The organism is Xylanimonas oleitrophica, assembly GCF_003244315.1.
GTDB classification, from domain to species: Bacteria; Actinomycetota; Actinomycetes; order Actinomycetales; family Cellulomonadaceae; genus Xylanimonas_A; species Xylanimonas_A oleitrophica.
Genome location: NZ_QKWH01000005.1, coordinates 108,356 through 127,167, shown reverse-complemented (window position 1 = coordinate 127,167; position 18,812 = coordinate 108,356). Strand labels below are relative to the sequence as shown.

The following is an 18,812-nucleotide window of genomic DNA, read 5'->3' as shown; positions in this document are numbered from 1 at the left end:
GTCCGTGGCCGGCCTGGCACCGACCGTCGGCAAGAGCTACGGCAAGAGCAACCAGGACAGGAGCGCGTCTCGTGCCCGAGTCGAAGTCCCGCAAGAAGAAGACCGTGGTGGCCCGGCCCCAGGACGCCGGTGACCAGCCGGCGAAGATCCCTGGCAAGCCGCAGGGCAATCCGCCGTGGCTCGTGCCGGTCATGCTGGGGCTGATGCTCCTCGGGCTCGCGTGGATCGTCGTCTACTACCTGACGTCGGCCCGGGCCGGGGGCGGGTTCCCCGTGCCGCCGCTGGGCGCCTGGAACCTGCTGGTCGGGTTCGTGCTGATCATCGCGGGCTTCGCGCTCACCACCCGCTGGAAGTGATCCTCACGGGGCGCGTCATCCACAGGCGACAGGGAATTCCACAGATGTAGTTTCCCGCCTGTGGATGACGCGCCTGAGGTACATCCCCGCAGGTCAGAGGTACTTTCGGCTCATCCGTAGACGAGCCCGAGCCACCCTGTCGCCGAGTATTTCCACAGGGTGAGCACGACCAGCACGACCGCCAGGGCCACGGGCGCCAGCCAGCCCACGAGCCGCTGCCGATCCCGCGGCGCCCGTGAGAACGCCGCACCCAGCGCGAACCCCGTGACGAGCCCGCCCAGGTGCGCCTCCCAGGCGATGCCCGGCACCACGAACCCGATCGCCGCGTTGATCGCGATCAGCACCAGCACCTGCGCGGCGTTCGACCCCAGGCGCCGCAGCACGGGCACCATCGCGCCGAACAGGCCGAACACCATGCCGGAGGCGCCCACCACGCTGGGACCCCACGCCACGCCCACACCCGTCTGCACCGGGTCGCTCAGCAGCACCACACCCACCGAGCCGCCGACGGCGCTCAGCACGCACAGCGCCACGAACCGTGCCCGGCCCAGCACCGGCTCCAGGAACTGGCCCGTCACGTACAGCGCCCACATGTTGAACAGGATGTGGGTGATGTTCGTGGCGTGGAGGAACGCCGCCGTGAGGAACCGCCACGGCTCGATCGCGCCGATCCCGGGGGCGAACAGGAGCGCGCTCGTCCACTGCCCCCCGCTGGCCTGCTGCATCAGGAAGCTGGCCACGCACAGGCCGATGAGCGTGAAGGTGACCACGGGCCGCCCGCCGCGCGCACGCCCGCCCATCGCCGTCGTGACGCGGGGGGCGGTCTTCGCCGCCTCGCGCACGCAGTCGACGCACTGGACGCCCACGGCGGCCGGTCGCTGGCACTCCGGGCAGGCGGGCCGTCCGCAGCGCTGGCAGCGGACGTAGGAGACGCGGTCGGGGTGCCGCGGGCACACGGGGGGTGCGTCGCCCTGGGGCGGCACCGGCTGTTCGGTGGAGATGGCTCAGTCCTCCGGACGGTGCGGGTGCCGCCGCCCCGGTGGACGGCGGCACCCGTGAGGCTCAGTCCTCGATGGAGATCGAGTTGATGACGATGTCCTCGACCGGGCGGTCGCCCGGGCGGGTCCGGGTGGTCCCGATCGCGTCCACCACGGCCCTGGACGGGTCGTCGGCCACCTTGCCGAAGATCGTGTGCTTGCCCGTCAGCCACGGCGTCTCCGTCGTGGTGATGAAGAACTGCGAGCCGTTGGTGCCCGAGACCTCGCCCGTCACCGGGTTGCGGCGCTTGCCGGCGTTGGCCATGGCCAGCAGGTACTTCTCGTCGAACGACAGCTCCGGGTGGATCTCGTCGTCGAACATGTAGCCGGGGCCGCCGGTGCCGGTGCCCAGGGGGTCGCCGCCCTGGATCATGAAGTTGTCGATGACCCGGTGGAAGATGACGCCCTCGTACAGCGGGGTGGTCTTCTCCTCGCCCGTCGTCGGGTCGGTCCAGGGCTGCGTGCCGGTCGCGAGGCCGACGAAGTTCTTCACCGTCTTGGGCGCGTGGTTCGGGAAGAGCTCGACCCGGATGTCGCCGGCGGTGGTGTGCAGGGTTGCGAACATGCGCCCATCCTCCCACGCAAGCGGCCGCTCGGGCAGGTCGCGGGCGCCGCCCGACGACGTCCCCGCAGGTCCGTCGCGCGAGGTGAGCGCCCCGGTGGCAGAGTGGATCCATGGTGCGAAAGAGCGTTTCGGAGACGGTGTCCGCGGTCGACGCGGAGAAGATCAAGGACTCTGCCGCCCACGTCGCGGCTTCCGTGTCGGACGCCGGGTCCAAGGCGGCCAAGGAGGCGGCGGTGCTCGCCGGCCAGGCCAAGGACGCGGCGTCGCACGCCAAGGAGTGGGCGGAGCCACGGCTCACCGACTTCATGGACTGGCTGCGCCCGCGCGCGGAGAGGGCCTGGAACGACAGCGTGCAGGCGGCCGCCCCACGGGTCGAGAAGCTCGCCGGGCGCACGGCCCCGCTGGTCGACACGGCCCACGAGCGCCTCGTGCCGCTGGTCGACACGGCCCACGTCAAGGTGGGCGAGGCCGTCGACGTCGCGCACGACAAGCTCGTCGACGACTACCTGCCGCGCGTGGTCACCGCGTTCAACGACGCCGCTGCCAAGGCGGCCGGGGCGGGCAGCGGTGCTGCCGCGGCCGTGGCGGGTGCTGCCGAGAAGGCCGGCAAGCGCAAGAAGAGCGGCCGCAAGGGCTTCCTCTGGTTCCTGCTCGCCGGTGCCGGTGCCGTGGCCGGGTACGTCTTCTGGCGGCGTGCGCAGCCGCAGAACGACCCCTGGGCCGAGCCGTGGGAGCAGAGCACGGCTCCCGACTACGACGGCGTCGCCCGCGAGGCGCGGCACCGTGCCGGGGACGCGGCCGAGGCCGTCGGAGAGGCCGCCGGGGTCGCGGTGGCCCGGGGCCGGGAGGCGAGCGAGAAGCTGGCCGAGCGGGCCGCCGAGGTCCGTGAGGACGTCACCGAGCGTGTGAACGAGGCTGTGGACAAGGCCGCCGAGGCGGCCAAGAAGGCCACCAGCCGCGGCCGGACGACGGCGAAGAAGGCGACCGAGTCGGCGGCAGAGAAGGTCTCCGACGCCGCCGACAGCGCGGCGGAGGCGACCAAGGACGCCGCCGACAGCGCCACCGCCGCCGCCGAGACCGGGGTGGAGGCTGCGGCGGAGAAGGCGAACGCCACCGCGGACGCCGCGAGCGACGCCGCCAAGAAGGCAACCGACAAGGCTGCGGGCACGGCCGCCGAGGCCGCCGAGGCCGGCGCGGAGAAGACGGCCGGCGCGAAGGGCTCCTCCAAGCCGTCCTCGGCCAAGCCCGGCCCCAAGGGTGGCCCCGCCAAGCCGGAGTGATCCCACCCGCGTCCGACCCGCCCTGCGGGACGACGAAGGCCGCCACCCGTCCGGGTGGCGGCCTTCGTGCTGGTGGAGCCCAGGTGACGCAGCCGGACTACCGAACGGTCGGCGGGAGGCCGACGAGCTCGGCGCTCTTCTCCCACAGGTCGTGCGCCAGCTGTGCGTCAGCGGCCTGCCGACTGGTTCGGGCGGGTCGCTTCTTCTCGTAGTACTCACCGGGCTCCCAGTCACGACCAGGGGCACCTTCCGCCAACCACGTGAGGGTCTCGGCACCCTTGCCCGGGCTGACGAGGCCGACGAGCGAGCTGACCGGTGTGCGATATACCCACCGCATGAAGCTCGTCGTGTCGGAGGCGAAGTTCGTGCGGACGTTCCCGGGGTGGAACGCCACGGCGGCGATACCGCTGCTCCTGTACCGGCGGTCCAGCTCTCGAGCGAACAGGATGTTGGCCAGCTTGGAGTCTCCGTAGGCCTTGTTGGGCGAGAACTTCCGGTCATTGCCGAGGTCGTCGAGGTCGATCTTCCCGAACAGCCGGGCGCCGATGCTCGAGGTGTTGAGGATCGACGCCTGGCTCGCGACCAACGTCTCCATCAGGAGATTGGTCAGGAGGAACGGGGCCAGGTGGTTCACCTGCAGGGTCTTCTCGAACCCGTCTGCCGTGCGGGCGCGGTCTCCGAAGATGCCACCAGCGTTGTTGGCCAGGACGTCGATGCGGGGATATGCGGCGAGGAGCTGGGTCGCCAGCGCGCGGACGTCGCTCAGCCTCGTGAAGTCGGCGAGGAAGTGGTCAGCTCCCAGCTCCTGGGCGAGGGCTCTCGTCTTCGACGGGGACCGGCCGACGAGCGCTACCACGTGCCCGTCGGCGACGAGCTGGCGTGCGGCGGCAGCACCGATCCCGTCGCTGGCTCCGGTGATGACGATGGTCTTGCCCGGCACGTCTCGTCCCCTTCTGCGCGGACTGGCACCCTCCTGCGCCTGCGCGCGGTCCGTGCCACGGTGGACATCGTTCATGCGACGCTGTCGCGCAGGTCGCGGTACGAACCGACGAGGATCTCCTCGATCAGCGATCGGTCGGAAGGAGCCCAGCCGAAGGCCGAGCGTGCCTTCGAGCTGCTGAGCCTGCTCGTGGTGGTGAGCACTCGGGCGGCGGGGCCGAATGCCTGTTCCGCGGCAGCGAGGGGGACCGACACCGCCGGCGTCGCGGTGAGCTGCCCGACAGCTTCAGCGAGGCCCCGGAAGGAGAACCGGACCTCGCCTGCGGCGTTGAAGACCCCTGCGACCGGGTGGCAGAGCGCTCGGGTGTAGAGCCTGGCGAGGTCGTCGACGTGGAGGGGCAGCCAGGTGTTGTCGCCCTCGTCGACGTAGATCGACCTCCCGTTGGTCGTGGCGTGGTCGATGAGGCCGGTGATCATGCTGCTCCCGCCTCTGCCGAAGAGGAGCCCGGCACGGACGACGATGCTCGTGATGCCTGCGGCACCGAGCACGACCCGCTCGGCGGCGACCTTCACCGGTTGTGCGCTCACCTGGGGGAGCGTGGCGTCCTCGGACGCGTCGTGGTCGGGGTCGAACCCGTACACGAGCCCGGTGCTCGTGTAGATCACGGGCTTGCCCGTCCGGGCCGTCCCGGCACCCGCCACTAGGGCGGTGACGGCGGCGAGCTCGGTCTGCGCCGCCTCGTCCGTCATCGAGTAGTCGACCGCTGCGTGGATCACGGCGTCCGCGTCGGCTGCGGCGTCGGCGAGGAGCCGGGTGTCGGCGAGGGAGCCGCGGATCGGCACGGCCCCGGCGCGGGTGAGGCGCCGCGCGCTCTGGTGCGAGCGGGCCAGCGCGCTGACCTCGTGACCCCCAGCGACCAGGTGCTGGACGACGACGCTTCCCAGGTAGCCGGTTCCTCCGGTGATGAAGACCTTCACTTCTGCTCCCTCCTGCCCGCGCGACTCGCGGACAGGTCGCCAGGGTAGACATTCACATCATGTCAAGGTCAATGCCTGTGCAGGGGCCCGCGTCGAGCGGCGCGGAACCGTCCCGACGGGAAGCGCGTAAACTCTGGCGCCATGTCAAGGTCTGGTGCGCGATGAAGATCGGTGAGGTGAGCCGACGGAGTGGCGTGAGCCCCCGGTCCCTGCGCTACTACGAACAGCACGGGCTGATCTCCGCCCGTCGGGAGCCGAACGGCTACCGGGAGTACGACGCGTCGGCCGTGGACCGCGCGCGAACGATCCACATGCTCTTCGACATGGATTTCTCCCGCGACGTCGTGGAGTCCGTGCTCGCGTGCTCCGGGCACGCCGCCGAGGAAGCGCACGAGGCTCTGGCCACGCAGCTGGAGCAGGTGCGCGACGAGCTGGCGGAGCGCATCGAGCGGCTCACCGACATGCACCAGCAGATCAGCGACTTCCTGAGCCGCCAGCCTCGCTGAGCCGGAACATGGAGAAGCCCCCTGCACCGATGCGGTCGGTGCAGGGGGACGAGGTGTGGAGCCTACGGGACTCGAACCCGTAACCCCCTGCTTGCAAAGCAGGTGCGCTACCAATTGCGCCAAGGCCCCTGGCGGGGAACCGTGCACGGAGATCCTACGGGACCCGCGCGGCGGTCGTGCTCTGCGCGGCCTGCGAGAGGCGCTGGCGAGAGCGGGATCAGGAGAGAGAGTCGGTGACCTCGGACCAGAGGTCGCGCTCGGCGTTGCCCTCGGACACCCGACGCCAGACCACGTAGCCCGCGCCGAGAGCGATCAGGAGCAGGAACAGCTTCTTCACGAAGACCTCCTCGTCTCCTCGCCGCCCTGCCGACACGACCTGCGGCGAGTAGGTGCCCGATCGAGCACCGGTGGTGAGTGGGGCTAGGAGGACTTGAACCTCCGACCTCTTCCTTATCAGGGAAGCGCTCTAACCGTCTGAGCTATAGCCCCGGGCCCGCGCCGTCGAGCGCGTGCAGCACGAGACCTTACCGTAGCCGCAGGCCCGCCACCAAAACGGTGACGGGCCTGCGAGGTGTGACGTGCGTCGTCCCTGAGGACGTCAGTCGTCGGTGAGGGTCACGTGGACCCCGCCCACCAGGGCGGCGGTGATGTTGTACAGGATGGCCATGATCGTGGCGATCGCCGTCAGGAGCACCATGTTGATGACGGCCACCAGCGTGGACAGCGACACCATCCGGTCGAACTCGACGAACTGCGTCACGTTCACCGTCTCGTTGCCCACGGCGTCGTTGACGAAGTCCTGCACCGTGGCGAACACGCCCAGGCCGTCGATGACGTACCAGAACACCGCCGTGGCGACGACGGTCATGATCCCGATCGCCACCGCGAGCAGGAACGCCAGCTTCATCACGGACCACGGGTCGATGCGCGAGACCGTCAGGCGCACGCGCCGCGGCCCGCCCAGCGCCGTCCGCGGGGCCTGCTGCGCGGCGGGAGCGGCCTGGCCCGCACCGGGACCGCCGTACCCGGGTGCAGGGGTTCCCGTCGCCGGGTCACCCGTCAGCCCCACACCGCCGGCGGTGTAGTGCATCTGCGGTCGCGCCTGCGCCGCGGGCTGCCCCGCACCCGCGCCGTCCGCGGGGCGGGCGGAGGCCGCGGGCTTCGTCGACTTGCCCGCGGGCGCGGCCGACGCCTCGGCCGGCTCGGCCTCCGACGTCGCCTGGACGCGCTTGGCGGCGTCGCGCGCCGCGGCGAGAGCGCTGCGGGCGGCCTTCATGGCCCCCGCGGCGACACCGTCGCCGTCCCCCGCCGGGGCCGTCGCCCCCTGGGCACCCTTCGAGCCGTTCGAGCTCTGCGCGCCCTTCGGGCGCTCCCCGGCCCCGCCACCCGACGGCGGCGGGGGCACGGGCGGGACGGACGGGACCTTCGTGCCCGACTTGGTCGCGGGCTTCTCGGACCCGGCCGCGGACTGCGTGGTGGTGCGACCGCCCTTGCTGGGCGCGCTCTTCTCGCTCGTCATCGTTCCCTCGCGTCCGCTGGTCAGTTCTCGGTCTCGCCGGCAGGAGCGTCGGCGCCGTCAACCTCGGGATCGGCAGCGTCCGGCTCGAAGGAGTCGTCGGCGTCGGCCGATCCGTCAACGCTAGCCGACTCCTCCTCGACACGTCGTTCCACGTTCCGGGCCACGGCGATGATCCTGTCGCCCTTGTCCGGCTTCGCGAACGTCACGCCCTGCGTCGTCCGACCGGTGGCACGGACCTCACCCACGGCCGACCGGACGATCTTCCCGCGCTCCATGATCACGAGCACCTCGTCGTCCTCGTCCACCACCAGAGCTCCCACAAGATCCCCACGGTCCTGCGGCAGGTTCGCCACGCGGATGCCGAGACCACCCCGGCCCTGCTGCCGGTAGTTGTCCACCGTGAGCGCCGTGCGCTTGGCGGTTCCGCCCTCGGTGACCGTGAACAGGTAGGCGTCCTCGAGCACGACGGCGGCCGCGAGCACCTCGTCGCCGTCGCGGAACTTCATGCCCGTCACGCCCGACGTGGCCCGGCCCGTGGGACGCAGGCTCTCGTCGTCGGCCTGGAACCGGATCGACTGCCCCTTGCGCGAGACCAGGATGATGTCGTTGTCCGAGTCCACCAGCATGGCGCCGATCAGCTCGTCCGGGTTGCCGTCCTCGTCCTCGCGCAGGTTGATCGCGATGAGACCGGCGGAACGCGGCGAGTTGTACTCCTGCAGACGCGTCTTCTTGACCAGGCCGCGACGGGTGGCCAGCACCAGGTACTCCGCCTGGTCGTAGTCGCGCAGGTCCAGCACCTGGGCGATGCGCTCACCCGGCTGGAACGCCAGCATGTTCGCCACGTGCTGGCCCTTGGAGTCGCGCGACCCCTCCGGCAGCTCGTAGCCCTTGGCCCGGTAGACCCGGCCCAGGTTGGTGAAGAACAGCAACCAGTGGTGGGTCGTCGTCGTGAAGAAGTGCTCGACGATGTCGTCCTCGCGCAGCTGCGTGCCGCGCACCCCCTTGCCACCACGCCGCTGCTGGCGGTAGGCGTCCGTCCGGGTGCGCTTGGCGTAGCCGCCGCGCGTGATCGTGACGACGACCTCCTCCTCGGGGATGAGGTCCTCGATCGACATGTCGCCGTCGTACGGCAGGACGTGCGTGCGGCGCTCGTCCCCATACTTCTCGACGATGCCCTCGAGCTCCTCGCCCACGATGGAGCGCTGGCGCTGCGGCTTGGCCAGGATGTCCTTGAGGTCGGTGATCTCCGCCTCGATCTGGTCGTGCTCGTCGATGATCTTCTGCCGCTCCAGGGCGGCCAGGCGCCGCAGCTGCAGCGCGAGGATCGCGTCGGCCTGCACCTGGTCGACGTCGAGCAGCTCCATCAGGCCCGTGCGCGCCTGCTCGACGTCGGGGGAGCGACGGATCAGGGCGATGACCTCGTCCAGCGCGTCCAGCGCCTTGAGGTAGCCGCGCAGGATGTGGACGCGACGCTCCGCGTCCTGCAGCAGGTACTCGGTGCGGCGACGCACGACCTCGATCTGGTGCGTGGTCCAGTGACGCACGAACGCGTCGAGCGACAGCGTGCGCGGCACGCCGTCCACCAGGGCGAGCATGTTCGCGCCGAACGTGTCCTGGAGCTGCGTGTGCTTGTACAGGTTGTTCAGCACGACCTTCGCGACGGCGTCGCGCTTGAGCACGATCACCAGGCGCTGGCCGGTGCGGCCCGAGGTCTCGTCCCGGATGTCGGCGATGCCCTGGATGCGGCCCTCGTTGACCAGGTCGGCGATCTTCGCCGCCAGGTTGTCCGGGTTGACCTGGTACGGCAGCTCGGTGACCACCAGGCAGATCCGGTTCTGGATCTCCTCGACGTTGACCACCGCGCGCATCGTGATCGAGCCGCGGCCCGTCCGGTACGCCTCCTCGATGCCCTTGGTGCCCAGGATCTGCGCACCCGTCGGGAAGTCCGGACCCTTGATGCGCTGCATCAGGGCCGCGAGCAGCTCCTCGCGGGAGGCGTCCGGGTTCGCCAGGTGCCACTTGACGCCCTCGGCCACCTCGCGCAGGTTGTGCGGCGGGATGTTCGTGGCCATGCCGACGGCGATGCCGGCCGAGCCGTTGACCAGCAGGTTCGGGAACCGGGACGGCAGCACGACGGGCTCCTGCTCACGCCCGTCGTAGTTGTCCTGGAAGTCGACCGTGTCCTTCTCGATGTCCCGCACCATCTCCATCGAGATGGGGGCCATGCGGCACTCGGTGTACCGCGGGGCCGCTGCGGGGTCGTTGCCGGGGGAGCCGAAGTTCCCCTGGCCCGCCACCAGCGGGTAGCGCAGCGACCAGTCCTGCACCAGGCGCACGAGCGTGTCGTAGATCGCGCTGTCACCGTGCGGGTGGTACTTGCCCATCACGTCGCCGACGACGCGCGAGCACTTGGAGTACGAGCGGTCGGGGCGGTACCCGCCGTCGTACATCGCGTACAGCACGCGGCGGTGCACCGGCTTGAGGCCGTCGCGCACGTCCGGGAGCGCGCGGCCCACGATCACGCTCATCGCGTAGTCGAGGTAGCTGCGCTGCATCTCCAGGTTGAGGTCGACCTGCTCGATGCGCCCGTGGTGGACGGCCAGCTCCGTGGCGCCGTCCACCTCGAGGTTGTCGTCGGCGCCGGTCCCCGGCGTCTCTTCCGTCATCGATCTTTTCCTTCCCACGCCGCCACGGGCGCGTCCCTACCGCTGAGCCTGACCGAGCCGCGCGACGGCGGTGCACCCGCGGGTGCACCGCCGTCGGCCGCTAGATGTCGAGGAAGCGGACGTCCTTGGCGTTGCGCTGGATGAAGCTGCGGCGGGACTCGACGTCCTCGCCCATGAGCATCGAGAAGATCTCGTCGGCCGCTGCGGCGTCGTCCATGGTGACCTGACGCAGCGTGCGGTGGTCCGGGTCCATGGTGGTGTCCCACAGCTCGGAGTAGTCCATCTCGCCCAGACCCTTGTAGCGCTGGATCCCGTTGTCCTTGGGGATCCGCTTGCCGGCCGCCAGGCCCTCACGCAGGAACGCGTCGCGCTCCTTGTCCGAGTACACGTACTCGTGCGGCGCGTTCGACCACTTGAGGCGGTACAGCGGCGGCATCGCCAGATACACGTGGCCGTGCTCGATCAGCGGTCGCATGTAGCGGAACAGCAGCGTGAGGAGCAGCGTCGCGATGTGCTGGCCGTCCACGTCGGCGTCTGCCATCAGGATGATCTTGTGGTAGCGGAGCTTCGAGATGTCGAAGTCCTCGCCGATGCCCGTGCCGAACGCCGTGATGAGCGCCTGGACCTCGGCGTTGGAGAGCGCCTTGTCCAGGCGCGCCCGCTCGACGTTCAGGATCTTGCCGCGGATCGGCAGGATCGCCTGGTTGTGCGGGTTGCGCCCGCGCACCGCCGAACCGCCCGCCGAGTCACCCTCGACGATGTAGATCTCGCACTCTTCCGCCCGGTTGGACTGGCAGTCCTTGAGCTTGCCGGGCATGCCGCCGCTCGACAGCAGGCCCTTGCGGCGGGTCGCCTCGCGCGCCTTGCGGGCAGCGATGCGGGCGTGCGAGGCGGAGATCGCCTTGCGGATGATGTCCCGGGCCTCGTTGGGGTGGGAGTCGAACCAGTCGGTGAGCTGCTCGCGCACCACCTTCTGCACGAACGTCTTGGCCTCGGTGTTGCCGAGCTTCGTCTTCGTCTGGCCCTCGAACTGCGGCTCGCCGAGCTTGACGGAGATGACGGCGGTCAGGCCCTCGCGGATGTCGTCACCCGTGAGGTTGTCCTCCTTCTCCTTGAGGATCGCCTTCTCGCGCGCGTAGGAGTTGACCAGGCTGGTCAGCGCCGCACGGAAGCCTTCCTCGTGCGTGCCGCCCTCCGTGGTGGAGATCGTGTTGGCGTAGGTGTGGACGGACTCGCTGTACGCGCTCGTCCACTGCATCGCCACCTCGACGCTGATCTTGCGCTCGGTGTCCTCGGCCTCGAAGTCGACCACCTCGGGGTGGACCAGCTCGACCTTCTTGCCCGCGTTGAGGTGCTTGACGTAGTCCGTCAGGCCGCCGTCGTACCGGTAGGTGACCGTGCGCGCGCCCGGCTTGGCCGCGGCGACGCCGTCCGACGCCGTCCCGTCCGCCGTGGTCACGCCGTCGGCGTCGACGGCACGACCCTCGGCGCCCACCACCTCGTCCTCGGTGTCGGCCTTGCCCGAACGCTCGTCGGTGAGCGTGATGGCCAGGCCCTTGTTGAGGAACGCCATCTGCTGGAACCGGGCGCGCAGCGTCTCGAAGTCGTACTCGGTGGTCTCGAAGATCTCCGGGTCGGCCCAGAACGTCTGGGTGGTGCCGGTCTCCTCTGTGGCCTCGAGCTGCTCCAGCCCGGTGACCGGCTTGCCGCCGTCGGCGAACTCCTGGCGCCAGCGGTGGCCGTCGCGCGCCACCTCGCTGACCACGCGCGTCGACAGCGCGTTGACCACGGAGATGCCCACGCCGTGCAGACCGCCGGAGACGGCGTAGCCGCCACCGCCGAACTTGCCGCCCGCGTGCAGGATCGTCATGACGACCTCGAGGGTCGGCTTGCCCTCCGTCGGGTGCATCGCCACGGGGATGCCACGGCCGTTGTCCGTCACCCGCACGCCGCCGTCCTCCAGCAGCGTCACCTCGATGGTGTCGGCGTACCCGGCGAGAGCCTCGTCCACCGAGTTGTCCACAACCTCGTACACGAGGTGGTGGAGACCGCGCTCACCGGTCGAGCCGATGTACATGCCCGGGCGCTTGCGGACGGCCTCCAGACCTTCCAGGACGGTGATGTTCCCGGCGTCGTATCCGCCGTCGTTCGAATTCGCCACAGGCCGGTTCGCTCCTCGTCGTCCACACGCACCGAACGGGTCCCAGGCCCTGTGCCCAGGCCGCGGCGAGAGTCCGGCGACGTGAGCCGGCGGACCGCGGGTCGGTGCTGCCACCCCGTGCGACGACCTGCTCCCGCCGGGCACGGATCGGGTCTGGGAAGGCCTCGGGATCGCTGCGCCGACAGGGCCTGCCGAGGCCCGTGGATGACCTGCCCAGTCTACCTTCTCGGGCCCCACAACCTGGGATTGAAAGGGGGTCGGATGACGAGGAGACACCGGTTGTCCACAAGGTTCTCCACATGTATGGACAGTCGTCCACAGCAGTGTGGACGGCGCTTGCCCACGAGTCAGCCCCAGGTGTCCCGCGGACCCCGTCCGCCACGCACCGATCGCGGCCCGCGCCCGAACCCCGGACCCTGCGGACCGAGCACCTTGACCTCCTCCACGACGCCCTCGCCGACCTCCTCGGCCAGGCGGCGCAGCAGCGTCGGCACCAGCAGACGCACCTGGGTCGCCCACGCCGTCGAGCTCGCGCGCACCACCAGCACCTTGTCCTCGAACGTCTCCGGGACGCAGTGGTCGGCGACCTGCTCGCCCACCACCTCCCGCCATCGGCCGATCACCCCGCCGACGGACACGTCCTCGTTCCAGCCCTTGTCCCGCAGCAGCCGGCCGATCACGTCCGACACCAGCTGAGGGTCCCGTGCCCCCGGGCCGGAGCCCGAGCCCGTCCGCGGCTCCGCCAACGGCGACCGACGCGCCGGAGAACCTGGCCGCAGCCCCTTCGCACGAGCCGCCGCCCGAGCGCGGTTGAGCGCAGCACGGGCGACGTCGGCCGGCGCCATCGGGGGCACCTCGTCCGCCGCCTGACCTGCCGCCTGACCCGCGGTGGGCGTGCCGGGCGCAGGGGCGACCGCGCCGGTGGACGCGTTCGCGCGGGGCGCGGCGTCCGGGTCCGCGGACTGCGCGGGTGCGGGGTCCCCGGGGGCGAGGTCCGACGTCGGGCGCGCACCACCGACGGGACCTGCCTGCGAGCCCGGCCGCACCGAGGCGTCCTCAGACCGCACGCGCGACCTCACCCGTCGTCACGTCGAACCGCGCCGCCATCAGCCCGGCGGGCACGTCGTCCGGCACCGCCGCCGTCACCAGCACCTGTCGCGCCGGCGCCACGAGCTCCGCCAGCCGCTCGCGCCGCCGCACGTCCAGCTCCGCGAACACGTCGTCCAGCACCAGCACCGGGTCCGCGTCCGTCCCCAGGTCCGGGTCCCAGAACGTCTCCGGCGTCCCCTCCCCGGTGCCCACGCCACCGCCGCCCAGCAGCCGGAACGACGCCAGCCGCAGAGCCAGCGCGAACGACCACGACTCGCCGTGGCTCGCGTACCCCTTCGCCGGCAGGCCACCGAGCGTCAGCACCAGGTCGTCGCGGTGCGGCCCCACCAGGCTCACCCCACGTTCGACCTCCTGGGGCCGGGCGGCCGCCATCGCCACCACCAGGGCCTGCTCCAGCACGGCCGCCGACGGCGGAGCGACGGCGACGTCGTCGGGCAGGAGGCCGCCTGCTGCGTCCGACGCCGCGCCGTCGGCCGAGAACGCCTCGAGGCTCGAGCGGTAGCCCAGCTCCGCGGCACCGTCGGCGTCGCTCACCTGCTCGTACGCCGCCGCGACGTGCGGTCGCAGCGCCTGCACGAGCTGCAGCCGCATCGCCAGCACCTCGGCTCCCAGCTGCGCAGCCTTGGCGTCCCACACCTCGAGCGTGGACAGGTCAGGGGTACGGCCCGAGGCCCGCAGCCCTCGCAACGACTTGAGCAGCGCCGACCGCTGCTTGACCACCCGCTCGTAGTCCCCGAGCAGTCCTGCCGCACGCGGCAGGAGCTGGACCACGAGCTGGTCGAGGAGGCGCCGGCGGCCGTCCGGGTCACCCTTGACCAGGGCCAGGTCCTCCGGGGCGAACAGCACCGTCCGCAGGATGCCCAGCACGTCCCGTGGCCGGCCAGGCTGCCCCCGGTTGACCCGCGCACGGTTCGCGCGCCCCGGGGTGATCTCCAGCTCCACGGTCGAGGCGCGGTCACCCCGGACGATCCGCGTGCGCACGATCGCGCGCTCCGCACCGGCACGGACCAGCGGGCCGTCGGACGCCACCCGGTGCGACCCCAGCGTCGCCACGTAGCCGATCGCCTCCACCAGGTTCGTCTTCCCCTGGCCGTTGCGACCGACGAACGCGTTGGGGCCCGGCTCCAGCTCCACGTCCACGGACGCGTAGGAGCGGAAGTCCAGGAGCGACAGGTGGGAGACGTACATGGGCCCTCTCGCGCTCGCCTCCGCCGGTGTCGGCACCGTGCCCGTCGGTCAGCTCACCCGGTGGTGAGGCGACCGGCGGGCACGGCGGACCGGACGGGTCAGTCGACTTCCTTGACGGCGTGGCCACCGAACTGCTGGCGCAGCGCAGCCACGGCCTTCATCGCGGGGGAGGCGTCCTGGCGCGAGGCGAACCGCGCGAACAGCGAGGCCGAGATGACCGGCAGCGGCACGGCCAGGTCGATCGCCTCGTCCACCGTCCAGCGGCCCTCGCCCGAGTCCTCGACCCAGTCGTCCAGGCGCTTGAGCTGCGGGTCCGACTCGAGGGCGCGCACCATGAGGTCCAGCAGCCAGGAGCGCACCACCGTGCCGCGCTGCCACGCCTTGAAGGTGCCGTGCACGTCGGTGATCAGGTCCTTCGCGGCCAGGAGCTCATAACCCTCGGCGTAGGCCTGCATGAGGCCGTACTCGATGCCGTTGTGGACCATCTTGGCGAAGTGACCGGCGCCGACAGGACCGGCGTGGACGAAGCCCTCCTCGCGAGGACCCTCCGGGCGCAGCGCGTCGAAGACGGGCATGACCTCCGCGACGTCGTCCTCCGAGCCGCCCACCATCAGGCCGTAGCCGTTGTCCAGGCCCCACACGCCGCCGGAGACGCCGGCGTCGATGTAGCCGATGCCCTTCTCGGCGAGGTCCGCGGCGCGCTCCTGGTCCTCCACGTAGTGCGAGTTGCCGCCCTCGATGACGATGTCGCCCTCGCCCAGGATGCCCTTGAGCTCGGCGAGCACGGCGCGCGTCGGGTCACCGGCGGGCACCATGACCCACACGACCCGGCGGCCCGCAGGGAGGGCCGCGACGAGGTCGGTGAGCGTCGCCACGTCGCTGACCTCGGGGCGGGGGTCGTAACCGGTGACCTCGATGCCGCCCTTGCGCAGCCGGGCCCGCATGTTGTTGCCCATCTTGCCGAGACCGACGAGACCGATGTGGCTGACCATGCTGACTCCTTGCGTGCGACGTGCTGTGGTGACGGCCGGGCGACGACCCGACCGGTTCCCGCCCCGGTCGGGGGCGGTGCGGGCTCGTGGTGCCCGCGGGAGACGCCGGGCTCAGCCGGCGAAGCGGATGGGGACCAACAGGTAGCGGTACTCCGAGGAGTCCTCGCCGTCCAGCGACTCCTGGCCGGTGAACTCGACGGGCTTGTTCGGGTGCGTGAACGACAGGCGCGTGAAGTCCGTCCCCAGGGCCGTGAGCCCGTCGAGCAGGAACTGCGGGTTGAACGCCACGGTGATGTCCTCGCCCACGAGCACGGCCTCGAGCGCCTCGGACGCCTGCGCGTCGTCGCCCTGGCCGGCGTCGAGCACCACCTGGCCGTCGGTGAAGGCGAGCCGGATGGGCGTGTTGCGCTCCGCGACCAGCGCGACGCGGCGGGCTGCGTCGATCAGCGCCTGCGTCGGCACGACGGCGTGGATCGGCGTCGCGTCGGGGAACAGGCGACGCACGGCGGGGTAGTCCCCGTCGACGAGCTGGGACGTCGTGTGGCGACCCCCCGCCTCGAAGCCGATGAGGTCCAGGCCGTTGCCCGTGGACAGGCCGATGTTGACCAGGCCGCCGCCGCTGCCGAGCGACTTGGCGACGTCCGTGAGGGTGCGGGCCTTGACCAGCGCGACCGCGGAGAAGTCCGGCGTCGTGGGCGTCCAGGTCAGCTCGCGCAGCGCGAGGCGGTAGCGGTCGGTCGACAGGAGCGTGATGCGCTCCCCCTCGATCTCCATGCGGACACCGGTCAGCAGCGGGAGCGTCTCGTCGCGGCTGGCAGCCACGGACACCTGCGCGACGGCGTGGGTCAGGGCGTCGCCCGAGACGGTGCCCGACAGCTCGGGCATCTGCGGCAGCGTCGGGTAGTCCTCGACGGGCATCGTCAGCAGCGTGAACCGCGAGGCACCGCAGGTCACCACGACCTTGGTGCCCTCCAGCGTGACGTCCACAGGCTTGTGGGGGAGCGCACGGGCGATCTCCGCGAGGAGGCGGCCCGAGACGAGGACCGTGCCGGGCTCGGCGACCTCTGCCGGGATCTCCGAGCGTGCGGAGACCTCGTAGTCGAAGCTCGAGAGGCCGATGACTCCTGACGGGTCCGCCTCGATCCGGACGCCGGCGAGGACGGGAGCTGGCGGGCGCGTGGGGAGGGTGCGTGCGGTCCAGGTCACGGCATCGGCCAGGACGTCACGCTCAACCCGGAACTTCATCCCACTCCCTCAGGTCTCAAGGCACGTCGGACGACGGCGGACAGACCGAACCCTACGCGAGTCGAGCGTGAGGCGGCACGTCGACTCGGCTGTCCACATCTCGGCTCACATCTGAGCGTGGTCAGGGCGGACGGAGCGAGCGGGAGAGCGTCTGGGCTCGGGGTGCGCACCGCAGCGGCCGGTCGGCCTGATGAAGGTGTGTGAATTCCCTTCTTCGAGATCAGTCGTCATCTTCTTCGGTGCTGTGGAACATGGGGAAATCGGGTGTTCGTGCAGGTCAGAGCCCAATTCCGCATGTGGATGCGCTGGGGGTGAGGTTGTGGGTGAGCTGGGGACCTCTGTGGACGGGGCTCGTCGTGCCCACAGCCGTCCACCGTCTGTACACCTGCAGTCCACAGAGATGGGCAGGTGTGTCCACACCTGTCCACAGGGTTGTCCACATGTGTGTACGGCGACCGCGTCGCGGGGCTCTGAGATTTCCACATCTGCTGTCCACACCTGTGGGGACAGCGTCGAGGGATCGGCGCACTGACGTGGTTCGGCAGGCTCCTCGTTGTGTACAAGGGTGTGGATCGGCACTTGTGCACAGATGTCCGCACCGCGCCGGGCGTCCCCACAGGGCGCTCCAGGGAGGGCAAAGCCCCCGTCGGAAGGTCTCCGGCGGGGGCTTCACGGGTCGCACGATCAGCCGCGGTGCTGCTGCCGGATACGGCTCGTCAGCTCCGTGACCTGGTTGTAGGTCGACCGGCGCTCGGCCATCTGACCGGCGATCTTCTTGTTGGCGTGCATCACCGTGGTGTGGTCACGACCACCGAACTGCTGCCCGATCTTCGGCAACGACAGGTCCGTCAGCTCGCGGCACAGGTACATCGCGATCTGCCGCGCGGTCACCAGCACCCTCGAGCGAGAGGTGCCGCACAGGTCCTCGATCGTGAGGCCGAAGTACGCCGCCGTCTGGGCGATCACCATGGCCGGTGTCACCTCGGTCGTGTCGTCGTCCGTGATGAGGTCGCGCAGCACGATCTCCGCCAGCGGCAGGTCTACCTGCTGCCGGTTGAGGTTCGCGAACGCCGTCACGCGGATCAGGGCGCCCTCGAGCTCACGGATGTTCGTCGAGATGCGTGACCCGATGTAGCTGAGCACCTCGTTCGGGGCGTCGAGCCGCTCGCTGGCCGCCTTCTTGCGGAGGATCGCGATGCGCGTCTCCAGGTCCGGCGGCTGGACGTCGGTGATCAGTCCCCACTCGAAGCGCGACCGTAGCCGGTCCTCGAACCCGTTGAGCTGCTTGGGCGGGACGTCGGAGGTGATCACCACCTGCTTGTTCGCGTTGTGGAGCGCGTTGAAGGTGTGGAAGAACTCCTCCATCGTCTGTTCCTTGCCCTGGAGGAACTGGATGTCGTCGATGAGGAGCACGTCGACGTCGCGGTAGCGGCGCTGGAACGCGCCCGCCTTGCCCTCGCCGATGCTGTTGATGAAGTCGTTGGTGAACTCCTCGGAGTTCACGTAGCGCACACGCACGTGCGGGTACAGGTTGTGGGCGTAGTGCCCGATGGCGTGCAGCAGGTGCGTCTTGCCCAGGCCCGAGTCGCCGTAGATGAACAGCGGGTTGTAGGCCTTGGCGGGCGCCTCGGCCACGGCGACCGCGGCGGCGTGCGCGAACCGGTTGGACGAACCGATGACGAAGGTCTCGAAGATGTACTTCGGGTTGAGCCGGGTGGGCTCGGCCGACGGGCGGGGCTGGCGAGGGAGGACGGGCGCGGGGATCTCCGCGACGACGTCGTCCTCGTCCTCCTCCGGCTCGATGTAGTCCTGCGACGGGCCGGTGAGGCTCTCCGCGCTGAGCTCCGGGTCCACGGTGATACCGAACCGGACGTCCCTGCCGAGCACCGAGGACATCGCCGAGATGAGCTGCTCGCGCACGCTCGTCTCCAGGTACGTGCGGGTCTGCTCGTGGGGGACGGCGATGAAGGCGTTGCCGTCCACCACCGCCATCGGCTTGGCGAGACGGATGAAGGCGAGCTGGCGGGCCGTCATGTCGGGCCGTTGCTCCAGCACCTCGAGGGTCTGGGCCCAGACCTTGTTGATGTCCTCGTCCGCCACCGCCGGCGCTCCTTCGTCTCGCTGTGTGCTCGTCTGGTCGTCCTGCGCCGTGGTCCGGTGGCCGGCCCGGGGCTCGGGTGCGCACGGCAGGTGAGACTGGGAGTGTGTCACGCCGGGCAGCTACCCGACATCTTCGTCCACAAAGTTCTCCACAACCTGTGGAATCTGCC

The 18,812-nt window shown here is 70.6% G+C and carries 16 protein-coding genes and 2 tRNA genes; 3 read left to right on the top strand and 15 right to left on the bottom strand.

Features of this window, described 5'->3' with window-relative positions:
* The first annotated feature begins 71 nt into the window (after positions 1-71).
* A complete protein-coding gene (locus tag DNL40_RS09280; protein WP_111250963.1) occupies positions 72-356 on the top strand; it encodes a cell division protein CrgA in 285 nt (94 codons plus the stop codon).
* Between the two features lie 110 nt (positions 357-466).
* Here DNL40_RS09280 and DNL40_RS09275 read toward each other — a convergent pair whose 3' ends face one another.
* Positions 467-1,222 (bottom strand): rhomboid family intramembrane serine protease, encoded by a 756-nt coding sequence (locus DNL40_RS09275; protein WP_342766640.1) that lies wholly within the window; start codon positions 1,220-1,222, stop codon positions 467-469.
* 196 nt (positions 1,223-1,418) lie between these two features.
* Positions 1,419-1,958, bottom strand: coding sequence for a peptidylprolyl isomerase (locus DNL40_RS09270; RefSeq protein WP_111250961.1), 540 nt, complete (start codon positions 1,956-1,958; stop codon positions 1,419-1,421).
* A 110-nt stretch (positions 1,959-2,068) separates the two neighbouring features.
* On the opposite strand from DNL40_RS09270, the gene DNL40_RS09265 reads away from it, so the two are divergent.
* Positions 2,069-3,238 (top strand): hypothetical protein, encoded by a 1,170-nt coding sequence (locus DNL40_RS09265; RefSeq protein ID WP_146252061.1) that lies wholly within the window; start codon positions 2,069-2,071, stop codon positions 3,236-3,238.
* A gap of 97 nt (positions 3,239-3,335) precedes the next feature.
* Here the strand turns inward: DNL40_RS09265 and DNL40_RS09260 are convergent, their stop codons facing one another.
* Both DNL40_RS09260 and DNL40_RS09255 read right to left on the bottom strand, forming a co-directional pair.
* Entirely contained in the window at positions 3,336-4,178 is an 843-nt protein-coding gene (locus DNL40_RS09260; protein WP_245885801.1) for an SDR family NAD(P)-dependent oxidoreductase, read from the bottom strand.
* A 71-nt stretch (positions 4,179-4,249) separates the two neighbouring features.
* Positions 4,250-5,155 carry an NAD-dependent epimerase/dehydratase family protein gene (locus DNL40_RS09255; protein ID WP_111250958.1) on the bottom strand — a complete coding sequence of 302 codons (906 nt, stop codon included), beginning with the start codon at positions 5,153-5,155 and terminating at the stop codon, positions 4,250-4,252.
* Positions 5,156-5,214: 59 nt separating this feature from the next.
* On the opposite strand from DNL40_RS09255, the gene DNL40_RS09250 reads away from it, so the two are divergent.
* A complete protein-coding gene (locus tag DNL40_RS09250; protein ID WP_342766639.1) occupies positions 5,215-5,661 on the top strand; it encodes a MerR family transcriptional regulator in 447 nt (148 codons plus the stop codon).
* 56 nt (positions 5,662-5,717) lie between these two features.
* On the opposite strand, the gene DNL40_RS09245 is transcribed toward DNL40_RS09250, so the two are convergent.
* From DNL40_RS09245 to dnaA, 11 genes are all read right to left on the bottom strand, one after another.
* Positions 5,718-5,790, bottom strand: a tRNA-Ala gene (locus DNL40_RS09245).
* A gap of 88 nt (positions 5,791-5,878) precedes the next feature.
* On the bottom strand, positions 5,879-5,998 hold the full coding sequence (locus tag DNL40_RS16600; protein ID WP_218926027.1) for a DLW-39 family protein: 120 nt from the start codon (positions 5,996-5,998) through the stop codon (positions 5,879-5,881).
* A 78-nt stretch (positions 5,999-6,076) separates the two neighbouring features.
* A tRNA-Ile gene (locus tag DNL40_RS09240) sits at positions 6,077-6,150 on the bottom strand.
* Between the two features lie 109 nt (positions 6,151-6,259).
* Complete coding sequence (locus DNL40_RS09235; RefSeq protein ID WP_245885800.1) at positions 6,260-7,180, bottom strand: DUF3566 domain-containing protein; 921 nt, start codon at positions 7,178-7,180, stop codon at positions 6,260-6,262.
* Between the two features lie 20 nt (positions 7,181-7,200).
* Positions 7,201-9,846 carry a DNA gyrase subunit A gene (gyrA, locus tag DNL40_RS09230; RefSeq protein ID WP_111250956.1) on the bottom strand — a complete coding sequence of 882 codons (2,646 nt, stop codon included), beginning with the start codon at positions 9,844-9,846 and terminating at the stop codon, positions 7,201-7,203.
* A gap of 100 nt (positions 9,847-9,946) precedes the next feature.
* The gene (gene gyrB, locus DNL40_RS09225) at positions 9,947-12,007 is read right to left on the bottom strand and encodes a DNA topoisomerase (ATP-hydrolyzing) subunit B (RefSeq protein ID WP_111250955.1); all 2,061 of its coding nucleotides are present in this window, start codon (positions 12,005-12,007) and stop codon (positions 9,947-9,949) included.
* Positions 12,008-12,354: 347 nt separating this feature from the next.
* Entirely contained in the window at positions 12,355-12,696 is a 342-nt protein-coding gene (locus DNL40_RS09220) for a DciA family protein (protein ID WP_245885799.1), read from the bottom strand.
* A 367-nt stretch (positions 12,697-13,063) separates the two neighbouring features.
* On the bottom strand, positions 13,064-14,305 hold the full coding sequence (recF, locus tag DNL40_RS09215) for a DNA replication/repair protein RecF (RefSeq protein WP_111250954.1): 1,242 nt from the start codon (positions 14,303-14,305) through the stop codon (positions 13,064-13,066).
* Between the two features lie 98 nt (positions 14,306-14,403).
* Positions 14,404-15,297: a phosphogluconate dehydrogenase (NAD(+)-dependent, decarboxylating) gene (gene gnd / locus DNL40_RS09210; RefSeq protein ID WP_111250953.1), complete on the bottom strand. Its 894-nt coding sequence runs from the start codon at positions 15,295-15,297 to the stop codon at positions 14,404-14,406.
* A gap of 111 nt (positions 15,298-15,408) precedes the next feature.
* Entirely contained in the window at positions 15,409-16,542 is a 1,134-nt protein-coding gene (gene dnaN, locus DNL40_RS09205; RefSeq protein ID WP_111250952.1) for a DNA polymerase III subunit beta, read from the bottom strand.
* Positions 16,543-17,226: 684 nt separating this feature from the next.
* Positions 17,227-18,642 carry a chromosomal replication initiator protein DnaA gene (dnaA, locus tag DNL40_RS09200; RefSeq protein ID WP_111250951.1) on the bottom strand — a complete coding sequence of 472 codons (1,416 nt, stop codon included), beginning with the start codon at positions 18,640-18,642 and terminating at the stop codon, positions 17,227-17,229.
* Between the last annotated feature and the right edge of the window lie 170 nt (positions 18,643-18,812).